12 protein-coding genes, 1 tRNA gene and 1 pseudogene are annotated in these 16,483 nt (G+C 64.4%); all 14 read right to left on the bottom strand.

Annotated features, from left to right (window positions below; all coding sequences use genetic code 11):
* The coding region (locus IB228_RS19615; RefSeq protein WP_240732659.1) for a GTP-binding protein at positions 1 to 148 on the bottom strand (148 nt) is incomplete at its 3' end.
* Between the two features lie 98 nt (positions 149 to 246).
* A complete protein-coding gene (fusA, locus tag IB228_RS19610) occupies positions 247 to 2,337 on the bottom strand; it encodes an elongation factor G (protein ID WP_183638689.1) in 2,091 nt (696 codons plus the stop codon).
* A gap of 170 nt (positions 2,338 to 2,507) precedes the next feature.
* Positions 2,508 to 2,975 carry a 30S ribosomal protein S7 gene (rpsG, locus tag IB228_RS19605; RefSeq protein WP_141455878.1) on the bottom strand — a complete coding sequence of 156 codons (468 nt, stop codon included), beginning with the start codon at positions 2,973 to 2,975 and terminating at the stop codon, positions 2,508 to 2,510.
* Positions 2,976 to 2,993: 18 nt separating this feature from the next.
* The gene (rpsL, locus tag IB228_RS19600) at positions 2,994 to 3,368 is read right to left on the bottom strand and encodes a 30S ribosomal protein S12 (RefSeq protein ID WP_141455877.1); all 375 of its coding nucleotides are present in this window, start codon (positions 3,366 to 3,368) and stop codon (positions 2,994 to 2,996) included.
* 235 nt (positions 3,369 to 3,603) lie between these two features.
* Positions 3,604 to 7,830: a DNA-directed RNA polymerase subunit beta' gene (gene rpoC, locus IB228_RS19595; RefSeq protein WP_183638691.1), complete on the bottom strand. Its 4,227-nt coding sequence runs from the start codon at positions 7,828 to 7,830 to the stop codon at positions 3,604 to 3,606.
* Positions 7,831 to 7,943: 113 nt separating this feature from the next.
* Complete coding sequence (gene rpoB, locus IB228_RS19590) at positions 7,944 to 12,095, bottom strand: DNA-directed RNA polymerase subunit beta (protein ID WP_183638693.1); 4,152 nt, start codon at positions 12,093 to 12,095, stop codon at positions 7,944 to 7,946.
* A 312-nt stretch (positions 12,096 to 12,407) separates the two neighbouring features.
* Positions 12,408 to 12,776, bottom strand: coding sequence for a 50S ribosomal protein L7/L12 (gene rplL, locus IB228_RS19585; RefSeq protein ID WP_192199649.1), 369 nt, complete (start codon positions 12,774 to 12,776; stop codon positions 12,408 to 12,410).
* 62 nt (positions 12,777 to 12,838) lie between these two features.
* The gene (rplJ, locus tag IB228_RS19580; protein WP_183638697.1) at positions 12,839 to 13,363 is read right to left on the bottom strand and encodes a 50S ribosomal protein L10; all 525 of its coding nucleotides are present in this window, start codon (positions 13,361 to 13,363) and stop codon (positions 12,839 to 12,841) included.
* Positions 13,364 to 13,825: 462 nt separating this feature from the next.
* The gene (gene rplA, locus IB228_RS19575; protein WP_141455872.1) at positions 13,826 to 14,524 is read right to left on the bottom strand and encodes a 50S ribosomal protein L1; all 699 of its coding nucleotides are present in this window, start codon (positions 14,522 to 14,524) and stop codon (positions 13,826 to 13,828) included.
* Between the two features lie 3 nt (positions 14,525 to 14,527).
* On the bottom strand, positions 14,528 to 14,956 hold the full coding sequence (gene rplK / locus IB228_RS19570) for a 50S ribosomal protein L11 (RefSeq protein WP_141455871.1): 429 nt from the start codon (positions 14,954 to 14,956) through the stop codon (positions 14,528 to 14,530).
* 196 nt (positions 14,957 to 15,152) lie between these two features.
* A complete protein-coding gene (gene nusG / locus IB228_RS19565) occupies positions 15,153 to 15,710 on the bottom strand; it encodes a transcription termination/antitermination protein NusG (protein ID WP_141455870.1) in 558 nt (185 codons plus the stop codon).
* 13 nt (positions 15,711 to 15,723) lie between these two features.
* A complete protein-coding gene (gene secE / locus IB228_RS19560; protein WP_141455869.1) occupies positions 15,724 to 16,113 on the bottom strand; it encodes a preprotein translocase subunit SecE in 390 nt (129 codons plus the stop codon).
* Positions 16,114 to 16,182: 69 nt separating this feature from the next.
* Positions 16,183 to 16,258: transfer RNA gene (locus tag IB228_RS19555), tRNA-Trp, on the bottom strand.
* Positions 16,259 to 16,356: 98 nt separating this feature from the next.
* A pseudogene (locus tag IB228_RS19550) lies at positions 16,357 to 16,483 on the bottom strand (elongation factor Tu); the annotation flags it as partial.

Raw genomic sequence — 16,483 nt, 5'->3', positions numbered from 1 at the left:
TCGCGTCGTACGCCTTGAACTCGCCGCCAAAGCGCTCGGCACCCACCTTCGTCAGCGCCGCCGTCAGCGTCGTCTTGCCGTGGTCAACGTGACCAATCGTGCCCACGTTCACGTGCGGCTTGGTGCGCTCGAACTTACCCTTTGCCATTTTGAAAACTCCGATATTGGGGATTTGAGACGGGGGATTGGGGAAAAACGGGATTCATGCTCTTGCGAATCTCGAATCCCGAATCCCGTTTCCCTGCATTAATTCTTCTTGACGACCGCGTCGGCGATGTTGGCCGGCGCTTCGGCGTAGTGGTCGAACTCCATCGTGAAGGTGGCGCGACCCTGCGACATCGAGCGCAGCGTGGTGGCGTAGCCGAACATTTCGCCCAGCGGCACCATCGCGTTGATCACCTTGCCGGACGGACTGTCGTCCTGGCCCTGCAGGATGCCGCGACGACGGCTCACGTCGCCCATCACGTCACCCAGGTATTCCTCCGGAGTGACGATTTCGACCTTCATCATCGGCTCGAGCAGGACCGGGCTGGCCTTGCTGAAGGCTTCCTTGAACGCCATCGAGCCGGCGACCTTGAACGCCATTTCGTTGGAGTCCACGTCGTGGAACGAGCCATCGACCGCGACGATCTTGACGTCGACCACCGGGAAGCCGGCGAGCACGCCGTTCTTCATCGCTTCCTCGATGCCCTTGCCCGCGGCGGTGACGTATTCCTTCGGCACCACGCCGCCGACGATCGCGCTCTCGTAGGAGAAGCCGACGCCGCGTTCCTGCGGTTCCATCTCGATGACGATGTGGCCGTACTGGCCGCGACCGCCCGACTGGCGCACGAACTTGCCTTCCTGCTTGACCTTCTTGCGGATGGTTTCGCGGTAGGCCACCTGCGGCTTGCCGACGTTGGCTTCAACGTTGAACTCGCGCTTCATGCGGTCGACGATGATGTCCAGGTGCAGCTCGCCCATGCCGGAGATGATGGTCTGGCCGGACTCTTCGTCGGTGCGCACGCGGAACGAGGGATCTTCCTGGGCCAGGCGACCCAGCGCGATGCCCATCTTTTCCTGGTCCGACTTGGTCTTCGGTTCGACCGCCATCGAGATCACCGGCTCCGGGAACACCATGCGCTCCAGGGTGATGATGTGATCCTGCGCGCACAGGGTGTCGCCGGTGGTGACGTCCTTCAGGCCCACCGCCGCGGCGATGTCGCCCGCGCGCACTTCCTTGATTTCATCACGCTGGTTGGAGTGCATCTGCAGGATGCGGCCCACGCGCTCCTTCTTCGACTTGACCGGGTTGTACACCTGGTCGCCCGAATTCAGCACGCCCGAGTAGACGCGGAAGAAGGTCAGCGAGCCGACGAACGGGTCGGTCATGATCTTGAACGCCAGCGCCGAGAACGGCTCGGTGTCGGACGCCTTGCGGCTGTCTTCCTTCTCGTTCTCGTCGATGCCCTGCACCGGCGGACGATCCGCCGGCGACGGCAGCAGGTTGACCACGCCGTCCAGCATGGCCTGCACGCCCTTGTTCTTGAACGCCGAACCGCAGAACACCGGCACGATTTCCACCTTCAGGGTGCGCTCGCGCAGACCGGCGATGATGTCGGCTTCCGACAGCTCGCCGTCGTTGAGGTACTTGTCCATCAGCGCTTCCGAGGCTTCGGCCGCGGCTTCGATCATGAACGCGCGCGCCGCCTCGGCCTTTTCCTTCAGCTCGGCCGGGATGTCGCGGTATTCGAACTTGGTGCCCTGCGAGGCGACATCCCAGTGGATGGCCTTCATCTTCAGCAGGTCGACCACGCCCTCGAAGCCGTCCTCGGCACCGATCGGCACCTGCATCGGCACGGCGTACGCGCCCAGGCGCGACTTCAGCTGGCCGACGACCTTGTCGAAGTTGGCACCGGTGCGGTCCATCTTGTTGACGAACGCCATGCGCGGCACGGAGTACTTGTTGGCCTGGCGCCACACCGTCTCGGACTGCGGCTGCACGCCACCGACCGAGCACAGCACGAACACCGCGCCGTCGAGCACGCGCAGCGAACGCTCGACTTCGATGGTGAAGTCGACGTGCCCGGGGGTGTCGATGATGTTGAAGCGGTGTTCCTGGAACGAGCCGTCCATACCCTTCCAGAACGCCGTGGTGGCGGCGGAAGTGATGGTGATACCGCGCTCCTGCTCCTGCTCCATCCAGTCCATCGTGGCGGCACCTTCGTGCACTTCACCGATCTTGTGGCTCTTGCCGGTGTAGAACAGGATGCGCTCGGACGTGGTGGTCTTGCCCGCGTCGATGTGGGCCATGATGCCGAAGTTGCGGTAACGCTCGATGGGAGTGGTGCGAGCCACGACAGTCTCTCTTTTCTGATGGGAGAACCGACGGGAATCCGGTCCTCCGTGGAGGGCGATCTTCTATATGGCCGAATGCCGCCTTGCGGCGGCCTTCGGGTTCTGCGGACAGGCCGCTTGGGGCACCTAGATGGTGCCGATGGCCCCCGGTTGCAAGGGGGCCTGGCTTGTTACCAGCGGTAGTGGGCGAACGCCTTGTTCGCTTCCGCCATGCGGTGGGTCTCTTCACGCTTCTTGATGGCGCCACCGCGGTTTTCCGAGGCGTCCAGCAGTTCGGCGGCCAGCTTGCGCGGCATCGAGTTCTCGCCGCGCTTGCGGGCGGATTCGATCAACCAGCGCATCGCCAGCGCCAGACGGCGGCTGGAACGCACTTCGACCGGCACCTGGTAGGTCGCACCGCCGACGCGGCGGGACTTCACCTCGACGGTCGGGGCGACGTTGTCCAGCGCCTTCTCGACCAGTTCCAGGGCATTCGGGTTCTTTTCGCCGATGACATCCATGGCGCCATAGACGATCTTCTCGGCGACGGACTTCTTGCCGCTGAGCATGACCATGTTGATGAAACGGGCGATCGTCTGGCTGCCGTGCTTGGGATCCGGCAGGACTTCACGCTGGGGAGCTGAGCCTTTACGCGACATAGTTCTTCTTCCTTAACCTTAAGCCTTCGGGCGCTTGGCGCCGTACTTGGAACGGCCCTGGCGACGCTTGGCGACGCCGGAGGCGTCGAGCGAACCGCGGACGGTGTGGTAACGCACGCCCGGCAGGTCCTTCACACGACCGCCACGCACGAGCACCACGGAGTGCTCCTGCAGGTTGTGACCTTCGCCACCGATGTAGCTGATGACTTCTTCCTGGTTGGTCAGGCGCACCTTGGCCACCTTGCGAAGCGCCGAGTTCGGCTTCTTCGGGGTGGTGGTGTAGACGCGCGTGCACACGCCGCGACGCTGCGGGCACTTGTCCAGCGCCGGCGAGGCGCTCTTGTAAGTGGTTGCCTGCCGCGGCTTGCGGACCAGCTGGTTGATGGTTGCCATGTTTGGATTCTTTGGGTGAAGGCCGGAGCCTTGTTGCGTGAAAACGACGGCAGGCCGCGAACCGGCCCACCGAGACGGAAAAGTATAGCTGGCACCCGGCGACACCGTCAATGCGGTGTATGCCGGGGGCCTCTACAGGTTTGCGATCCCGCCCTTCCTGGGCCGAAAACGAGGGGCTCCCTGCCCCTCATTTCGTGGTCTGGGGCGGCCCTGAGAGGCCGCCATCTTGCCGTTTTTAGCTGGCGCTGGACTCCTCGCCGGCTTCCTCGGCCGCGGGGGCCGGGGTCGAAGCTTCGGCCGGGCTGCCGGCCAGCGCATCCACTTCCGCCTCGGTCAGACCGGAGGCGTTGCGGCGACGCTGGTTGTGGTAGGCCAAGCCGGTACCGGCCGGGATCAGGCGGCCGACGATCACGTTTTCCTTCAGGCCGCGCAGGCTGTCGCGGGTACCGCGAACGGCCGCCTCGGTCAGCACGCGGGTGGTCTCCTGGAACGAAGCCGCCGAGATGAACGATTCGGTCGCCAGCGAGGCCTTGGTGATGCCCAGCAGGACCGGGTCGTACTTGGCCGGCAGTTCGTTGCGGGCGGCCAGCTTGACGTTCTCCTCGATCAGGCGCTGCTTCTCGACCTGCTCGCCGGACAGGAACTTGCTGTTGCCGGTATCGGTGATCTCGACCTTGCGCAGCATCTGGCGGGTGATCACCTCGATGTGCTTGTCGTTGATCTTCACGCCCTGCAGGCGGTACACGTCCTGGATTTCCTTCACCAGATAGGCCGCCAGCGGTTCCACGCCCAGCAGGCGCAGGATGTCCTGCGGGCTCGGCTCGCCGTCCACGATGGTTTCGCCCTTGGTCACGTGCTCGCCTTCGAACACGATGATCTGGCGGAACTTCGGAATCAGCTCCTCGTGCTCCGAACCATCGGTGTCCTTGATGATCAGACGCTGCTTGCCCTTGGTGTCCTTGCCGAAGCTGATCACGCCGGAGCGCTCGGCCAGGATCGCCGGATCCTTCGGCTTGCGCGCTTCGAACAGGTCGGCCACGCGCGGCAGACCACCGGTGATGTCGCGGGTCTTCGAGGCTTCCTGCGGGATCTTGGCGACCACGTCGCCCACGCCCACCGGGGCGCCGTCCTGCAGGTTGACGATCGAGCGCGGCGGCAGCAGGTACTGCGCCGGCAGATCGGTGCCCGGGATGTTCAGGTCCTTGCCGTCCTTGTCGACGATGCGGACGATCGGGCGCAGATCCTTGCCCTGCGAACCGCGGCGCTTCGGATCGGTGATCTCGCGCGAGGCCAGGCCGGTCAGCTCGTCGGTCTTCTCGATGACGGTGACGCCATCGACGAAGTCCACGAAGCGGACGAAACCGGCCACTTCCGAGACGATCGGGTGGTTGTGCGGATCCCAGTTCGCCACGGCCTGGCCGGCGGTGATCTGGTCGCCGTCCTTGACGTTGATGGTGGCGCCGTAGGGCAGCTTGTAGCGCTCGCGCTCGCGACCGTGGCCGTCCAGCACCGACAGTTCGCCCGAACGCGAGACCGCGACCAGGCTGCTGTTGGCGTGCTCGACGTACTTCAGGTTGTTGAACTTGATCGAGCCGGTGGTCTTGACGGTGATGTTGTCCACCGCCGCCGCACGCGAAGCCGCACCACCGATGTGGAACGTACGCATGGTCAGCTGGGTGCCGGGCTCGCCGATCGACTGGGCGGCGATGACGCCGACCGCTTCACCGATGTTGACGATGTGGCCGCGGGCCAGGTCACGACCGTAGCAGTGCGCGCACACGCCGAACTCGGATTCGCAGGTGATGGTGGAACGCACCTTGATGGACTGCACGCTGGCGTCTTCCAGCTTCTGCACCCAGGCTTCGTCCAGCAGGGTGTTGCGGGTGACGATCGGATCCTCGTCGTTGCCCGGCAGGAACACGTCCTCGGCCACGACACGACCCAGCACGCGATCGCGCAGCGGCTCGACCACGTCGCCGCCTTCCACGATCGGAGTCATGGTCAGGCCTTCGCTGGTGCCGCAGTCCACTTCGGTGATCACCACGTCCTGCGCCACGTCGACCAGGCGGCGGGTCAGGTAACCCGAGTTCGCCGTCTTCAACGCGGTATCGGCCAGACCCTTTCGGGCACCGTGGGTGGAGTTGAAGTACTCCTGCACGTTCAGGCCTTCGCGGAAGTTCGCCTTGATGGGCGTCTCGATGATCGAACCATCGGGGCGCGCCATCAGGCCGCGCATGCCGGCCAGCTGGCGGATCTGCGCCTGGCTACCACGCGCGCCGGAGTCGGCCATGATGTACAGCGAGTTCATCGACTTTTCGTTGATGGTCTCGCCCTTGGCGTTCTGCACCTTGTCGGTACCGATCGTGTCCATCATCGCCTTGGCGATGCGCTCGTTGGTGCGCGACCAGATGTCGACCACCTTGTTGTAGCGCTCGCCGGCGGTGACCAGGCCCGACTGGTACTGCTCCTGGATTTCCAGCACTTCCTGCTCGGCTTCGCCCAGGATGCCCTTCTTCTCGGCCGGGATCAGCATGTCGTCGATGCCGATGGAGACGCCGGCGCGGGTCGCGTAGGCGAAGCCGGTGTACATCAGCTTGTCGGCGAACACGACCGTGTCCTTCAGGCCCAGCATGCGGTAGCTGGAGTTGATCAGGCGGCTGATGGCCTTCTTGTTCAACTCGGTGTTGGCCAGCGCGAACGGCAGGCCTTCCGGCAGGATGTCGGCCAGCAGCGCGCGGCCGATCGTGGTGTCCACGATCGACGACTTGCGCTGCTTGCTGCCGTCCTCGTCGGTCACCACCTCGGTGATGCGGACCTTGACCTTGGCGTGCAGCTCGACCACGCGGTTGTCGTAGGCGCGCTTGACCTCGGAGATGTTGGCGAACGCCATGCCTTCGCCCTTCTTGTTCTCCAGGGCGCGGGTCATGTAGTACAGGCCGAGCACGACGTCCTGCGACGGCACGATGATCGGCTCGCCGTTGGCGGGCGACAGGATGTTGTTGGTCGACATCATCAGCGCGCGGGCTTCCAGCTGCGCTTCCAGCGACAGCGGGACGTGCACGGCCATCTGGTCACCGTCGAAGTCGGCATTGAACGCGGTGCAGACCAGCGGATGCAGCTGGATCGCCTTGCCTTCGATCAGCACCGGCTCGAACGCCTGGATGCCCAGGCGGTGCAGGGTCGGCGCACGGTTCAGCAGCACCGGGTGTTCGCGGATGACCTCTTCCAGGATGTCCCAGACTTCGGCTTCTTCACGCTCGACCAGCTTCTTGGCGGCCTTGATGGTGGTGGCCAGGCCGCGACGCTGCAGCTTGGCGAACACGAACGGCTTGAACAGCTCCAGCGCCATCTTCTTCGGCAGGCCGCACTGGTGCAGCTTGAGGTACGGGCCGACCACGATGACCGAACGGCCGGAGTAGTCAACGCGCTTGCCGAGCAGGTTCTGGCGGAAGCGGCCCTGCTTGCCCTTGATCATGTCGGCCAGCGACTTGAGCGGGCGCTTGTTGGTGCCGGTGATGGCGCGGCCGCGGCGGCCGTTGTCCATCAGCGCGTCGACCGATTCCTGCAGCATGCGCTTTTCGTTGCGCACGATGATGTCCGGGGCGTTCAGCTCCAGCAGGCGACGCAGGCGGTTGTTGCGGTTGATGACGCGGCGGTACAGGTCGTTCAGGTCGGAGGTCGCGAAGCGACCACCATCCAGCGGCACCAGCGGTCGCAGATCCGGCGGCAGCACCGGCAGGACGGTCATGACCATCCATTCCGGACGGTTGCCCGACTCCAGGAACGCCTCGATCAGCTTGATGCGCTTGGTCAGGCGCTTGAGCTTGGTCTCGGAGTTGGTGCTGGCGATTTCCTCGCGCAGGTTGACCATCTCGGCCTGCAGGTCGATGGTGCGCAGCAGGTCATAGACCGCCTCGGCGCCCATCGCGGCGTCGAAGTCGTCGCCGTGCTCCTGGCGCGCCTGCATGTACTGCTCTTCGGTGAGCAGCTGGCGGCGTTCCAGGGTGGTCAGGCCGGGTTCGGTGACCACGTAGGCTTCGAAGTACAGCACGCGCTCGATGTCGCGCAGGGTCATGTCCAGCATCAGGCCGATGCGCGAGGGCAGCGACTTGAGGAACCAGATGTGCGCGACCGGTGAGGCCAGGTCGATGTGGCCCATGCGCTCGCGGCGCACCTTGGCCAGGGTGACTTCGGTACCGCACTTCTCGCAGACCACGCCGCGGTGCTTCATGCGCTTGTACTTGCCGCACAGGCACTCGTAGTCCTTGATCGGGCCGAAGATGGCGGCGCAGAACAGGCCATCGCGCTCCGGCTTGAAGGTACGGTAGTTGATCGTTTCCGGCTTCTTCACTTCACCGTAGGACCAGGAACGGATCAGGTCCGGCGAAGCCAGCGCGATCTTGATCGCGTCGAAATCCAGCGTCTGGCGCTGCTGGTTGAAGAGGTTGAGCAAATCTTTCATGGTTTTCTCCGGGATTCGGAATTCGAGATTGGGGATTCGTCAGAGCGGGGATCCGGGAGATTCGGGAGGCAATCGCTTGCCAATCCCGAATCCCGTATCACCAATCCCGAACCTCAGTTGTCTTCCAGTTCCATGTTGATGGCCAGGGAGCGGATTTCCTTCACCAGCACGTTGAAGGATTCCGGCATGCCCGCGACCATCTCGTGTTCGCCGTCGACAATGTTCTTGTACATCTGGTTGCGGCCCTGCACGTCGTCCGACTTGACCGTCAGCATTTCCTGCAGGGTGTGCGCCGCGCCGTAGGCTTCCAGCGCCCAGACTTCCATTTCGCCGAAACGCTGGCCGCCGAACTGCGCCTTGCCGCCCAGCGGCTGCTGGGTGACCAGCGAGTACGGGCCGGTCGAGCGGGCGTGCATCTTGTCGTCCACCAGGTGGTTCAGCTTCAGCATGTGCATGTAGCCGACCGTGGTGTGGCGATCGAACGCTTCGCCGGTGCGGCCATCGAACAGCTGGGTCTGGCCGCTGATCGGCAGATCCGCCAGTTCCAGCATGTGCTTGATTTCCGCTTCCGCCGCGCCGTCGAACACCGGGGTGGCCATCGGCACGCCGTCGGTCAGGTTGCGCGCGAGGTTGATCAGTTCCTCGTCGCTGAATTGCGACAGGTCGACGCGATCTTCGCCCAGCTTCTTTTCGTGGTTGTAGATCTGGTCCAGGAACTTGCGCAGGTCGGCGACCTTGGCCTGGGCTTCCAGCATGGCCTGGATCTTCCGGCCCAGTCCCTTGGCGGCCCAGCCCAGGTGGACTTCCAGCACCTGGCCGATGTTCATACGCGACGGCACGCCCAGCGGATTCAGCACGATGTCCACGGTCTCGCCGGTGGCCATGTACGGCATGTCCTCGACCGGCACGATGGTCGACACCACGCCCTTGTTGCCGTGACGGCCGGCCATCTTGTCGCCCGGCTGGATGCGGCGCTTCACGGCCAGGTAGACCTTGACCATCTTCAGCACGCCCGGGGCGAGGTCGTCGCCGGCGGTGATCTTGCCGCGCTTGTCGGCGAAGCGGCGCTCGAACTCCTTCTCGTGCGCCTGGATCTGCTTCTGGGCGCGTTCGATGGCGTCGGAGGCGTCGTCGTCCTTCATGCGGATGGCGAACCAGTCGGCCTTCTTCAGGCCGTCCAGGTAGACGTCATTGACGGTGTCGCCCTTCTTCAGGCCCGGACCACCGTTGGCGACCTTGCCGACCAGCTGCGAACGCAGGCGGGCATAGATGGCGCTTTCCAGGATGCGGAACTGGTCGTCGAAGTCCTTCTTGACGCGCTTGATCTCGCTTTCCTCGATCTGGCGCGCGCGCTTGTCCTTCTCGATGCCGTCTCGGGTGAAGACCTGCACGTCGATGACGGTGCCGTCCATGCCGGGCGGCACGCGCAGCGAGCTGTCCTTAACGTCGGACGCCTTCTCGCCGAAGATCGCGCGCAACAGCTTCTCTTCCGGAGTCAGCTGGCTCTCGCCCTTCGGGGTGACCTTGCCGACCATGATGTCGCCGGCGCGCACTTCGGCGCCGATGTACACCACGCCGCTCTCGTCCAGGCGGTTCAGCGCCTGCTCGGAGACGTTCGGGATGTCGGCCGAGATTTCCTCCGGACCCAGCTTGGTGTCGCGCGCGACGCAGGTCAGCTCTTCGATGTGGATCGTGGTGTAGCGATCCTCTTCCACCACGCGCTCGGAAAGCAGGATGGAGTCTTCGAAGTTGTAGCCGTTCCACGGCATGAACGCGATCAGCATGTTCTGGCCCAGGGCCAGTTCGCCGATGTCGGTCGAGGGACCGTCGGCCAGCACGTCGCCGCGCGCCACCACGTCGCCCACGTTCACCAGCGGACGCTGGTTGATGCAGGTGTTCTGGTTGGAGCGGGTGTACTTGATCAGCGTGTAGATATCCACGCCGGCATCGTGCTCGCCGGAGATCTCGCTCTCGTTGACCTTGACCACGATGCGGGCCGCGTCGATCTGCTCGACCACGCCACCGCGACGCGCGTTGACGGTCACGCCCGAGTCGCGCGCCACGGCGCGCTCGATGCCGGTACCGACCAGCGGCTTCTGCGCACGCAGCGTCGGCACGGCCTGGCGCTGCATGTTGGCGCCCATCAGCGCGCGGTTGGCGTCGTCGTGCTCCAGGAACGGCACCAGCGCCGCCGCGACCGACACGGTCTGCATCGGCGAGACGTCCATGTAGTCCACTTCGCTCGGCGGCTTCAGCAGCGACTCGCCCTGGTAGCGGCAAGGCACGAACTGCTCGGTCAGGTGGCCCTTGGCGTCATGCAGCGCATTGGCCTGGGCGATGACGTACTCGTTTTCCTCGATCGCCGACAGGTACTCGATCTCGTCGGTGATGGTACCGTCCACGACCTTGCGGTACGGGGTTTCCAGGAAGCCGTAATTGTTGGTGCGGGCGTACACGGCCAGCGAGTTGATCAGGCCGATGTTCGGGCCTTCCGGAGTCTCGATGGTGCAGACGCGGCCGTAGTGGGTCGGGTGCACGTCGCGCACTTCGAAGCCGGCGCGCTCGCGGGTCAGACCGCCCGGGCCCAGCGCCGAGACGCGGCGCTTGTGGGTCACTTCCGACAGCGGGTTGTTCTGATCCATGAACTGGGACAGCTGCGAGGAGCCGAAGAACTCCTTGATCGCGGCGGCCACCGGCTTGGCGTTGATCAGCTCCTGCGGGGTCAGCCCCTCGGACTCGGCCATCGACAGGCGCTCCTTGACCGCGCGCTCGACGCGGACCAGGCCCACGCGGAACACGTTCTCGGCCATTTCACCGACCGAACGCACGCGGCGGTTGCCCAGGTGGTCGATGTCGTCGACGGTGCCGCGGCCATTGCGGATCTCGGTCAGGACCTTGATCACGTCCAGGATGTCCGAGGTATCGCCCAGTTCGGCGACCAGGCGCTTGGCCTCTTCGTCGGTGCGCGAACCGAAGTACTTCTTGTCGTACAGCACGGCCTCGCCGGTGACTTCCTTGCGGCCGACACGGCGGTTGAACTTCATCCGGCCGACGTTGGACAGGTCGTAGCGCTCGAAGGTGAAGAACAGGTTGTGGAACAGGTTCTGCGCGGCGTCCTTGGTCGGCGGCTCGCCCGGACGCATCATCCGGTAGATCTCGACCAGCGCTTCCAGCTGGGTGCGGCTCGGATCGATGCGCAGGGTGTTGGACAGGTACGGACCACGATCCAGATCGTTCACCCACAGGGTGCCGACCGCGTCGACGCCGGCCTTGCGGAACTTGACCAGTTGCTCTTCGGTGATCTCGTCGTTGGCGTTGGCCAGCAGTTCGCCGGTGTTGCCGTCGATCACGTCGTGCGACAGGATGCGGCCGACCAGGTACTCGTCGGGCACCGCCAGCGCGGAGATGCCGGACTGCTCCAGCTGCTTCACGTGGCGCGCGGTGATGCGCTTGCCGGCTTCGACGATGACCTTGTCGCCGTCAGCCAGGTCGAAGTTGAGGGTTTCACCACGCAGGCGCTCGGACACCAGTTCCAGCTGCACGCCTTCGGGCAGGATGTGGAAAGTGTTGATGTCGAAGAACTCGTTGAGCATCTCCTCGTTGGAGTAGCCCAGCGCGCGCAGCAGGATGGTCACCGGCAGCTTGCGGCGACGATCGATACGGGTGAACAGCGCGTCCTTGGGATCGAACTCGAAGTCCAGCCAGGAGCCGCGGTAAGGGATGATGCGGGCGCTGTACAGCAGCTTGCCCGAGCTGTGGGTCTTGCCGCGGTCGTGGTCGAAGAACACGCCCGGCGAGCGGTGCAGCTGGGAAACGATGACGCGCTCGGTGCCGTTGACGATGAAGGTGCCGTTCTCGGTCATCAGCGGGATTTCGCCCAGATAGACCTCCTGCTCCTTCACGTACTTGATCGCCTTGGTGGACGATTCGCGGTCATAGATGACCAGGCGCACGGTGACGCGCAGCGGGGCACCGTAGCTCAAGCCACGGTTGCGGCACTCGCGCTCGTCGAACACCGGTTCGCCCAGCTTGTAGCCAACGTATTCCAGCGCGGCATTGCCGCTGTAGCTGGAGATCGGGAACACCGATTTGAGGGCGGCGTGCAGGCCGCGATCCTCGCGCTTGGACGGCTCGGTGAATTCCTGCAGGAATTCGCGGTAGGAGTCGACCTGGATGGCAAGCAGGAAGGGGACTTCGAGGATCGAACGCTGTTTGCCGAAGTCCTTGCGGATGCGCTTCTTCTCGGTGAACGAGTATGTCGTCATGGGAGTGCCTTTGGCATCGGGGGCCGCGCGTCCGCGACCCCGGGGGAACATTCTTTCGAACGGGAGAATTTTCAGTTGGAAGCCGCTGGTATTGCCGGCACCAGCACGCCTTCTGCTGCTGCTTCCAACTACAAACTCGATTGGAGGCGGGGATTCGGGATTGGGGATTCGGGATTCGGAACAGCGCTGTTTTGCTCTTCCAATCCCTACTCCCGAATCACCAATCCCGGCCTTTCAAACAACGACCGAAGGCCAGGGGCTTGCGCCCCCGGCCTCGGTTTGCCGCCGATGTTGCGTGGCGACGGATGTTGCTTACTTCACTTCGACGGTGGCGCCGACGGCCTCGAGGTCCTTCTTCATCTTCTCGGCGTCTTCCTTCGAAGCGGCTTCCTTCAGGACGCCACCGGCCTCGGCGAGGTCCTTGGCTTCCTTCAGGCCCAGGCCGGTGATGGCGCGGACGGCCTTGATGACTTCGACCTTCTTGTCGCCGGCGGTCTTCAGGGTGACGGTGAACTCGGTCTGCTCTTCGGCCGGGGCGGCGGCGGCCGGACCGGCAGCAGCGACGACCGGGGCGGCGGCGGAGACGCCGAACTTCTCTTCGATGGCCTTGACCAGCTCCATCACTTCCATCAGGGTCTTGCCGGCAATGGCGTCGACGATCTGTTCGTTGGAAAGGGACATTGTGTTTACCTTTTGGAAATTTATCTTGGGAAAGGGTTCAGTGAACCGTTAAGACGTCGAACTCAGGCTTCGGCCGCAGCTTCGGCGACGGCTTCGCCGCCACCCTGCTTGTCGCCCACGGCCTTGACGGCACGGGCGAACATCGCGGCCGGTTCGGCCAGGACGCGGGCCAGCATGGCCAGGGCCTGATCACGGGTCGGCAGCGACGCCAGCACGTCAACGTGGCTGGCCGGATACAGCTGACCGCCCACCGAGACCACCTTGGCCTGCAGCTTGTCGTTGCCCTTGGCGAATTCCTTGATCAGACGCCCGGCAGCGCCGGGTTCTTCCGTCGAAAACGCATACAGCAGCGGACCGACGAGCTTTTCCTTGACGCACTCGTATTCGGTACCTTCGACGGCACGGGAAGCCAGGGTGTTCTTGACAACTTTCAGGAACACGCCGGTCTCACGCGCCTTCTTGCGCATCGCGGTCATCTGGGTGACCGTGATGCCTGCGTATTCGGCGGCGACCAGGGAGTGCGCCTTGGCGGCGACGTCTGCCAGTTCGGCGACTACTTCTTGCTTCTGGGACAGATTGAGAGCCATACACTCCTCACTTGTTGATTCCGCTCGCGGCTCCTGCCGCTTGCGGTCCTGGACGGCACCCATCCTGGGTACCGGGGGCGCGAGCCCCGGCGGTGGCCTTTCTGACTGGCATGAATCTGCACCAGGAAATTTCCAGAAGGCGGCACCATCTGCGCAGGCGCGTCCCCTTTCGGGTCCGGATTAAGCGATCCCGCTTCCATCGACGGCGATTCCCTGCCAACACGAGCTTCCGTGCCCGTCGTCGATGCGCGCGGACCGCACCTGCGGTCTTTGACGGCTATCGCTCGGGAACGGATTCCGTTGCGATTGCCCTCAAATGTTCGGCAACGTCCTCGCGAACGCTGCCTTGTTGCATTTCCTTGCGTGGGCCGGATCCAGGAATCTTCAAGATTCCAATGGATTCCTGCTTTCGCAGGGATGACGAACCGGCAGGCCCGCGCGCCAGGCGCGCGGGCCGGTTCATCACTTCAGGTTGAGCGACGACTGGTCGACGGTGACGCCGGGACCCATGGTCGAGCTGACCGAGATCTTCTGCAGGTACTGACCCTTGGCGGTGGCCGGCTTGGCCTTGACCAGATCGGCCAGCAGGGCCTGCAGGTTGTTCTTCAGCGCTTCGTCCTCGAAGCTGGCCTTGCCGATGGTGCAGTGGATGATGCCGGCCTTGTCGGTGCGGTAGCGCACCTGACCCGACTTGGCGTTCTTCACGGCTTCGGCCGGGTTCGGGGACACGGTGCCGACCTTCGGGTTCGGCATCAGGCCGCGCGGGCCCAGCACGGTGCCCAGCTTGCCGACCACGCGCATCGCGTCCGGCGTGGCGATGACCACGTCGTAGTTGATGTCGCCGGCCAGCATCTTCTCGGCCAGGTCGTCCATGCCGACGGCTTCGGCGCCGGCGGCGGCCGCTTCGTCAGCCTTGGCGCCGGCCGGGGCGAACACCGCCACGCGCACTGACTTGCCGGTACCGGCCGGCAGCACGGTCGAACCGCGAACCTGCTGGTCGGACTTCTTGGCGTCCACGCCCAGGCGCACGGCGACGTCGACGGACTCGACGAACTTGGCCTTGGTGGCGGACTTGATGATCTTCAGCGCCTCGTCGATGGCATATGCCTTGCCCGGGGTCACTGCGGCCAGGATGGCCTTCTGTCGCTTGGTCTGTGCCATCTCTTAACCCTCCACCGTCAGGCCCATGGAGCGGGCCGAACCCGCGATCGTGCGAACTGCTGCGTCCAGGTCGGCCGCGGTCAGGTCGGGTTCCTTCGCCTTGGCGATCTCTTCCAGCTGCTTGCGGGTCACCTTGCCCACCTTCTCGGTGTTCGGGCGCTTGGAGCCGGACTGGATGCCCACGGCCTTCTTCAGCAGGATGGTCGCCGGCGGCGTCTTGGTGATGAAGGTGAACGTACGATCGGAATAGGCGGTGATGACCACCGGAATCGGCAGACCCGGTTCCAGCTTCTGCGTGGCGGCGTTGAACGCCTTGCAGAATTCCATGATGTTCAGGCCGCGCTGGCCCAGGGCCGGACCGACCGGCGGCGAGGGGTTGGCCTGGCCGGCCTTCACCTGCAGCTTGATGTAACCAACAACTTTCTTAGCCATTTGAGTTCTCTCCGGGTGCTAGCGCCTGTTTTGCAGGCTCCCCATCGGACCGGGAAAATCACGCGTCCCGGCTTCGCGTTGTAGACGCACGGAAGCCGCCTTGCGGCGGCGGGTGCCCTGCCCGGCTCCTTTGGACAGGGAGCCGCGCAGTATATCAGGGTTTTCCTGGCCGTGCCGGGGGCACGCCGGGAGGGGGTCAGGCCTTCTCGACCTGGCCGAATTCCAGCTCCACGGGGGTGGAGCGGCCGAAAATGAGCACCGCCACGCGCAGGCGGCTCTTTTCGTAGTTGACTTCCTCGACCACGCCGTTGAAGTCGTTGAACGGGCCGTCGATGACCCGGACCATCTCGCCCGGCTCGAACAGCACCTTGGGACGGGGCTTTTCCACACCTTCCTGAACGCGGTCCAGGATGGCGGCGGCCTCCTCGTCACGGATCGGCAGCGGGCGATCGGCGGTGCCGCCGATGAAGCCCAGCACCTTGCTGGTTTCCTTGACCAGATGCCAGCTCTCGTTGTCCATGCGCGGGATGCCCGCCTCGTCATGGGTCTCGATCTGGACCAGGACATAGCCCGGGAAGAACTTGCGCTCGGAACGGCGCTTCTGGCCGGAGCGCATCTCGACCACTTCCTCGGTCGGAACCAGGACGTCGCCGAACTTTTCCTGCATGTCGTTGCGGACGATGCGATCCCGCAGCGCCTGTGCAACCGACTTCTCGAAGCCCGAATAGGCGTGAACCACGTACCAACGCTTCACTGCGACATCCTCCTCAGCGGCCGTAGTCCAGGAACAACTCGATCGCCCATTTGATGGCGAAATCGAAGCCTGCCAGCAGCAGGCTCAGGATGATGACGACGATCGCCACCACCCAGGTCATGCGGGTCGCTTCCTGGCGGGTCGGCCAGACCACCTTGCGCAACTCGAACCGCGATTCGGACAGGAATTCCCGGGTGTCCCGGCCCTTGCCGGTGGTCAGGAACACGACCGTGCCCAGGACCAGGCCGGCCGCGACCGCCAGCGAACGCAGCGGCGTGGCCCACTGGCCATTGAACCACCACCACGCCACCAGGCCCGCGACCACGAGGGCAGCGGCCAGCACGTACTTGGCGATGTCGCCGGCGGATGCGCCGCCTTTGGATTGTTCGACCTTGCTGTTCAAGTCAGTGTCGCTCTTTGCTCTAAGGGGCCGGCCATGCATGCCGGCCCTGTGCGGAAGACTCCGCCGGTGTGGCACGCCAGGAGGGACTCGAACCCCCAACCTGCGGTTTTGGAGACCGCTGCTCTGCCAATTGAGCTACTGGCGTATCGATTTGCTAAAGGTTTCCCTTAGACGGCGAAGGCGGACCGAGGTTCCGGCCCGCCGTTCGCGAGGTCCGGCGAAGCGATTCGCCGGAACAGCAGCTTACTTGATGATCTTGGCCACGACGCCGGCGCCGACGGTACGACCGCCTTCGCGAATGGCGAAACGCAGACCTTCGTCCATCGCCACCGGGTTGATGAGCTGCACGGTCATCTTGATGTTGTCGCCC

The sequence above is a fragment of the Pseudoxanthomonas sp. PXM04 genome (genome assembly GCF_014851695.1).
Lineage (GTDB): Bacteria > Pseudomonadota > Gammaproteobacteria > Xanthomonadales > Xanthomonadaceae > Pseudoxanthomonas_A > Pseudoxanthomonas_A beigongshangi.
Note: the sequence above shows the minus strand (reverse complement) of the source record. Positions and strands in the feature narration are given on the sequence as shown.

Coding starts and splice junctions, on each gene's coding strand:
- rplJ (WP_183638697.1), bottom strand. CDS start 13,363: ATGGCTCTCAATCTGTCCCAGAAGCAAGAAGTAGTCGCCGAACTGGCA.
- rpoB (WP_183638693.1), bottom strand. CDS start 12,095: ATGACGACATACTCGTTCACCGAGAAGAAGCGCATCCGCAAGGACTTC.
- rplL (WP_192199649.1), bottom strand. CDS start 12,776: ATGTCCCTTTCCAACGAACAGATCGTCGACGCCATTGCCGGCAAGACC.
- rpsL (WP_141455877.1), bottom strand. CDS start 3,368: ATGGCAACCATCAACCAGCTGGTCCGCAAGCCGCGGCAGGCAACCACT.
- rpoC (WP_183638691.1), bottom strand. CDS start 7,830: ATGAAAGATTTGCTCAACCTCTTCAACCAGCAGCGCCAGACGCTGGAT.
- rplK (WP_141455871.1), bottom strand. CDS start 14,956: ATGGCTAAGAAAGTTGTTGGTTACATCAAGCTGCAGGTGAAGGCCGGC.
- rpsG (WP_141455878.1), bottom strand. CDS start 2,975: ATGTCGCGTAAAGGCTCAGCTCCCCAGCGTGAAGTCCTGCCGGATCCC.
- rplA (WP_141455872.1), bottom strand. CDS start 14,524: ATGGCACAGACCAAGCGACAGAAGGCCATCCTGGCCGCAGTGACCCCG.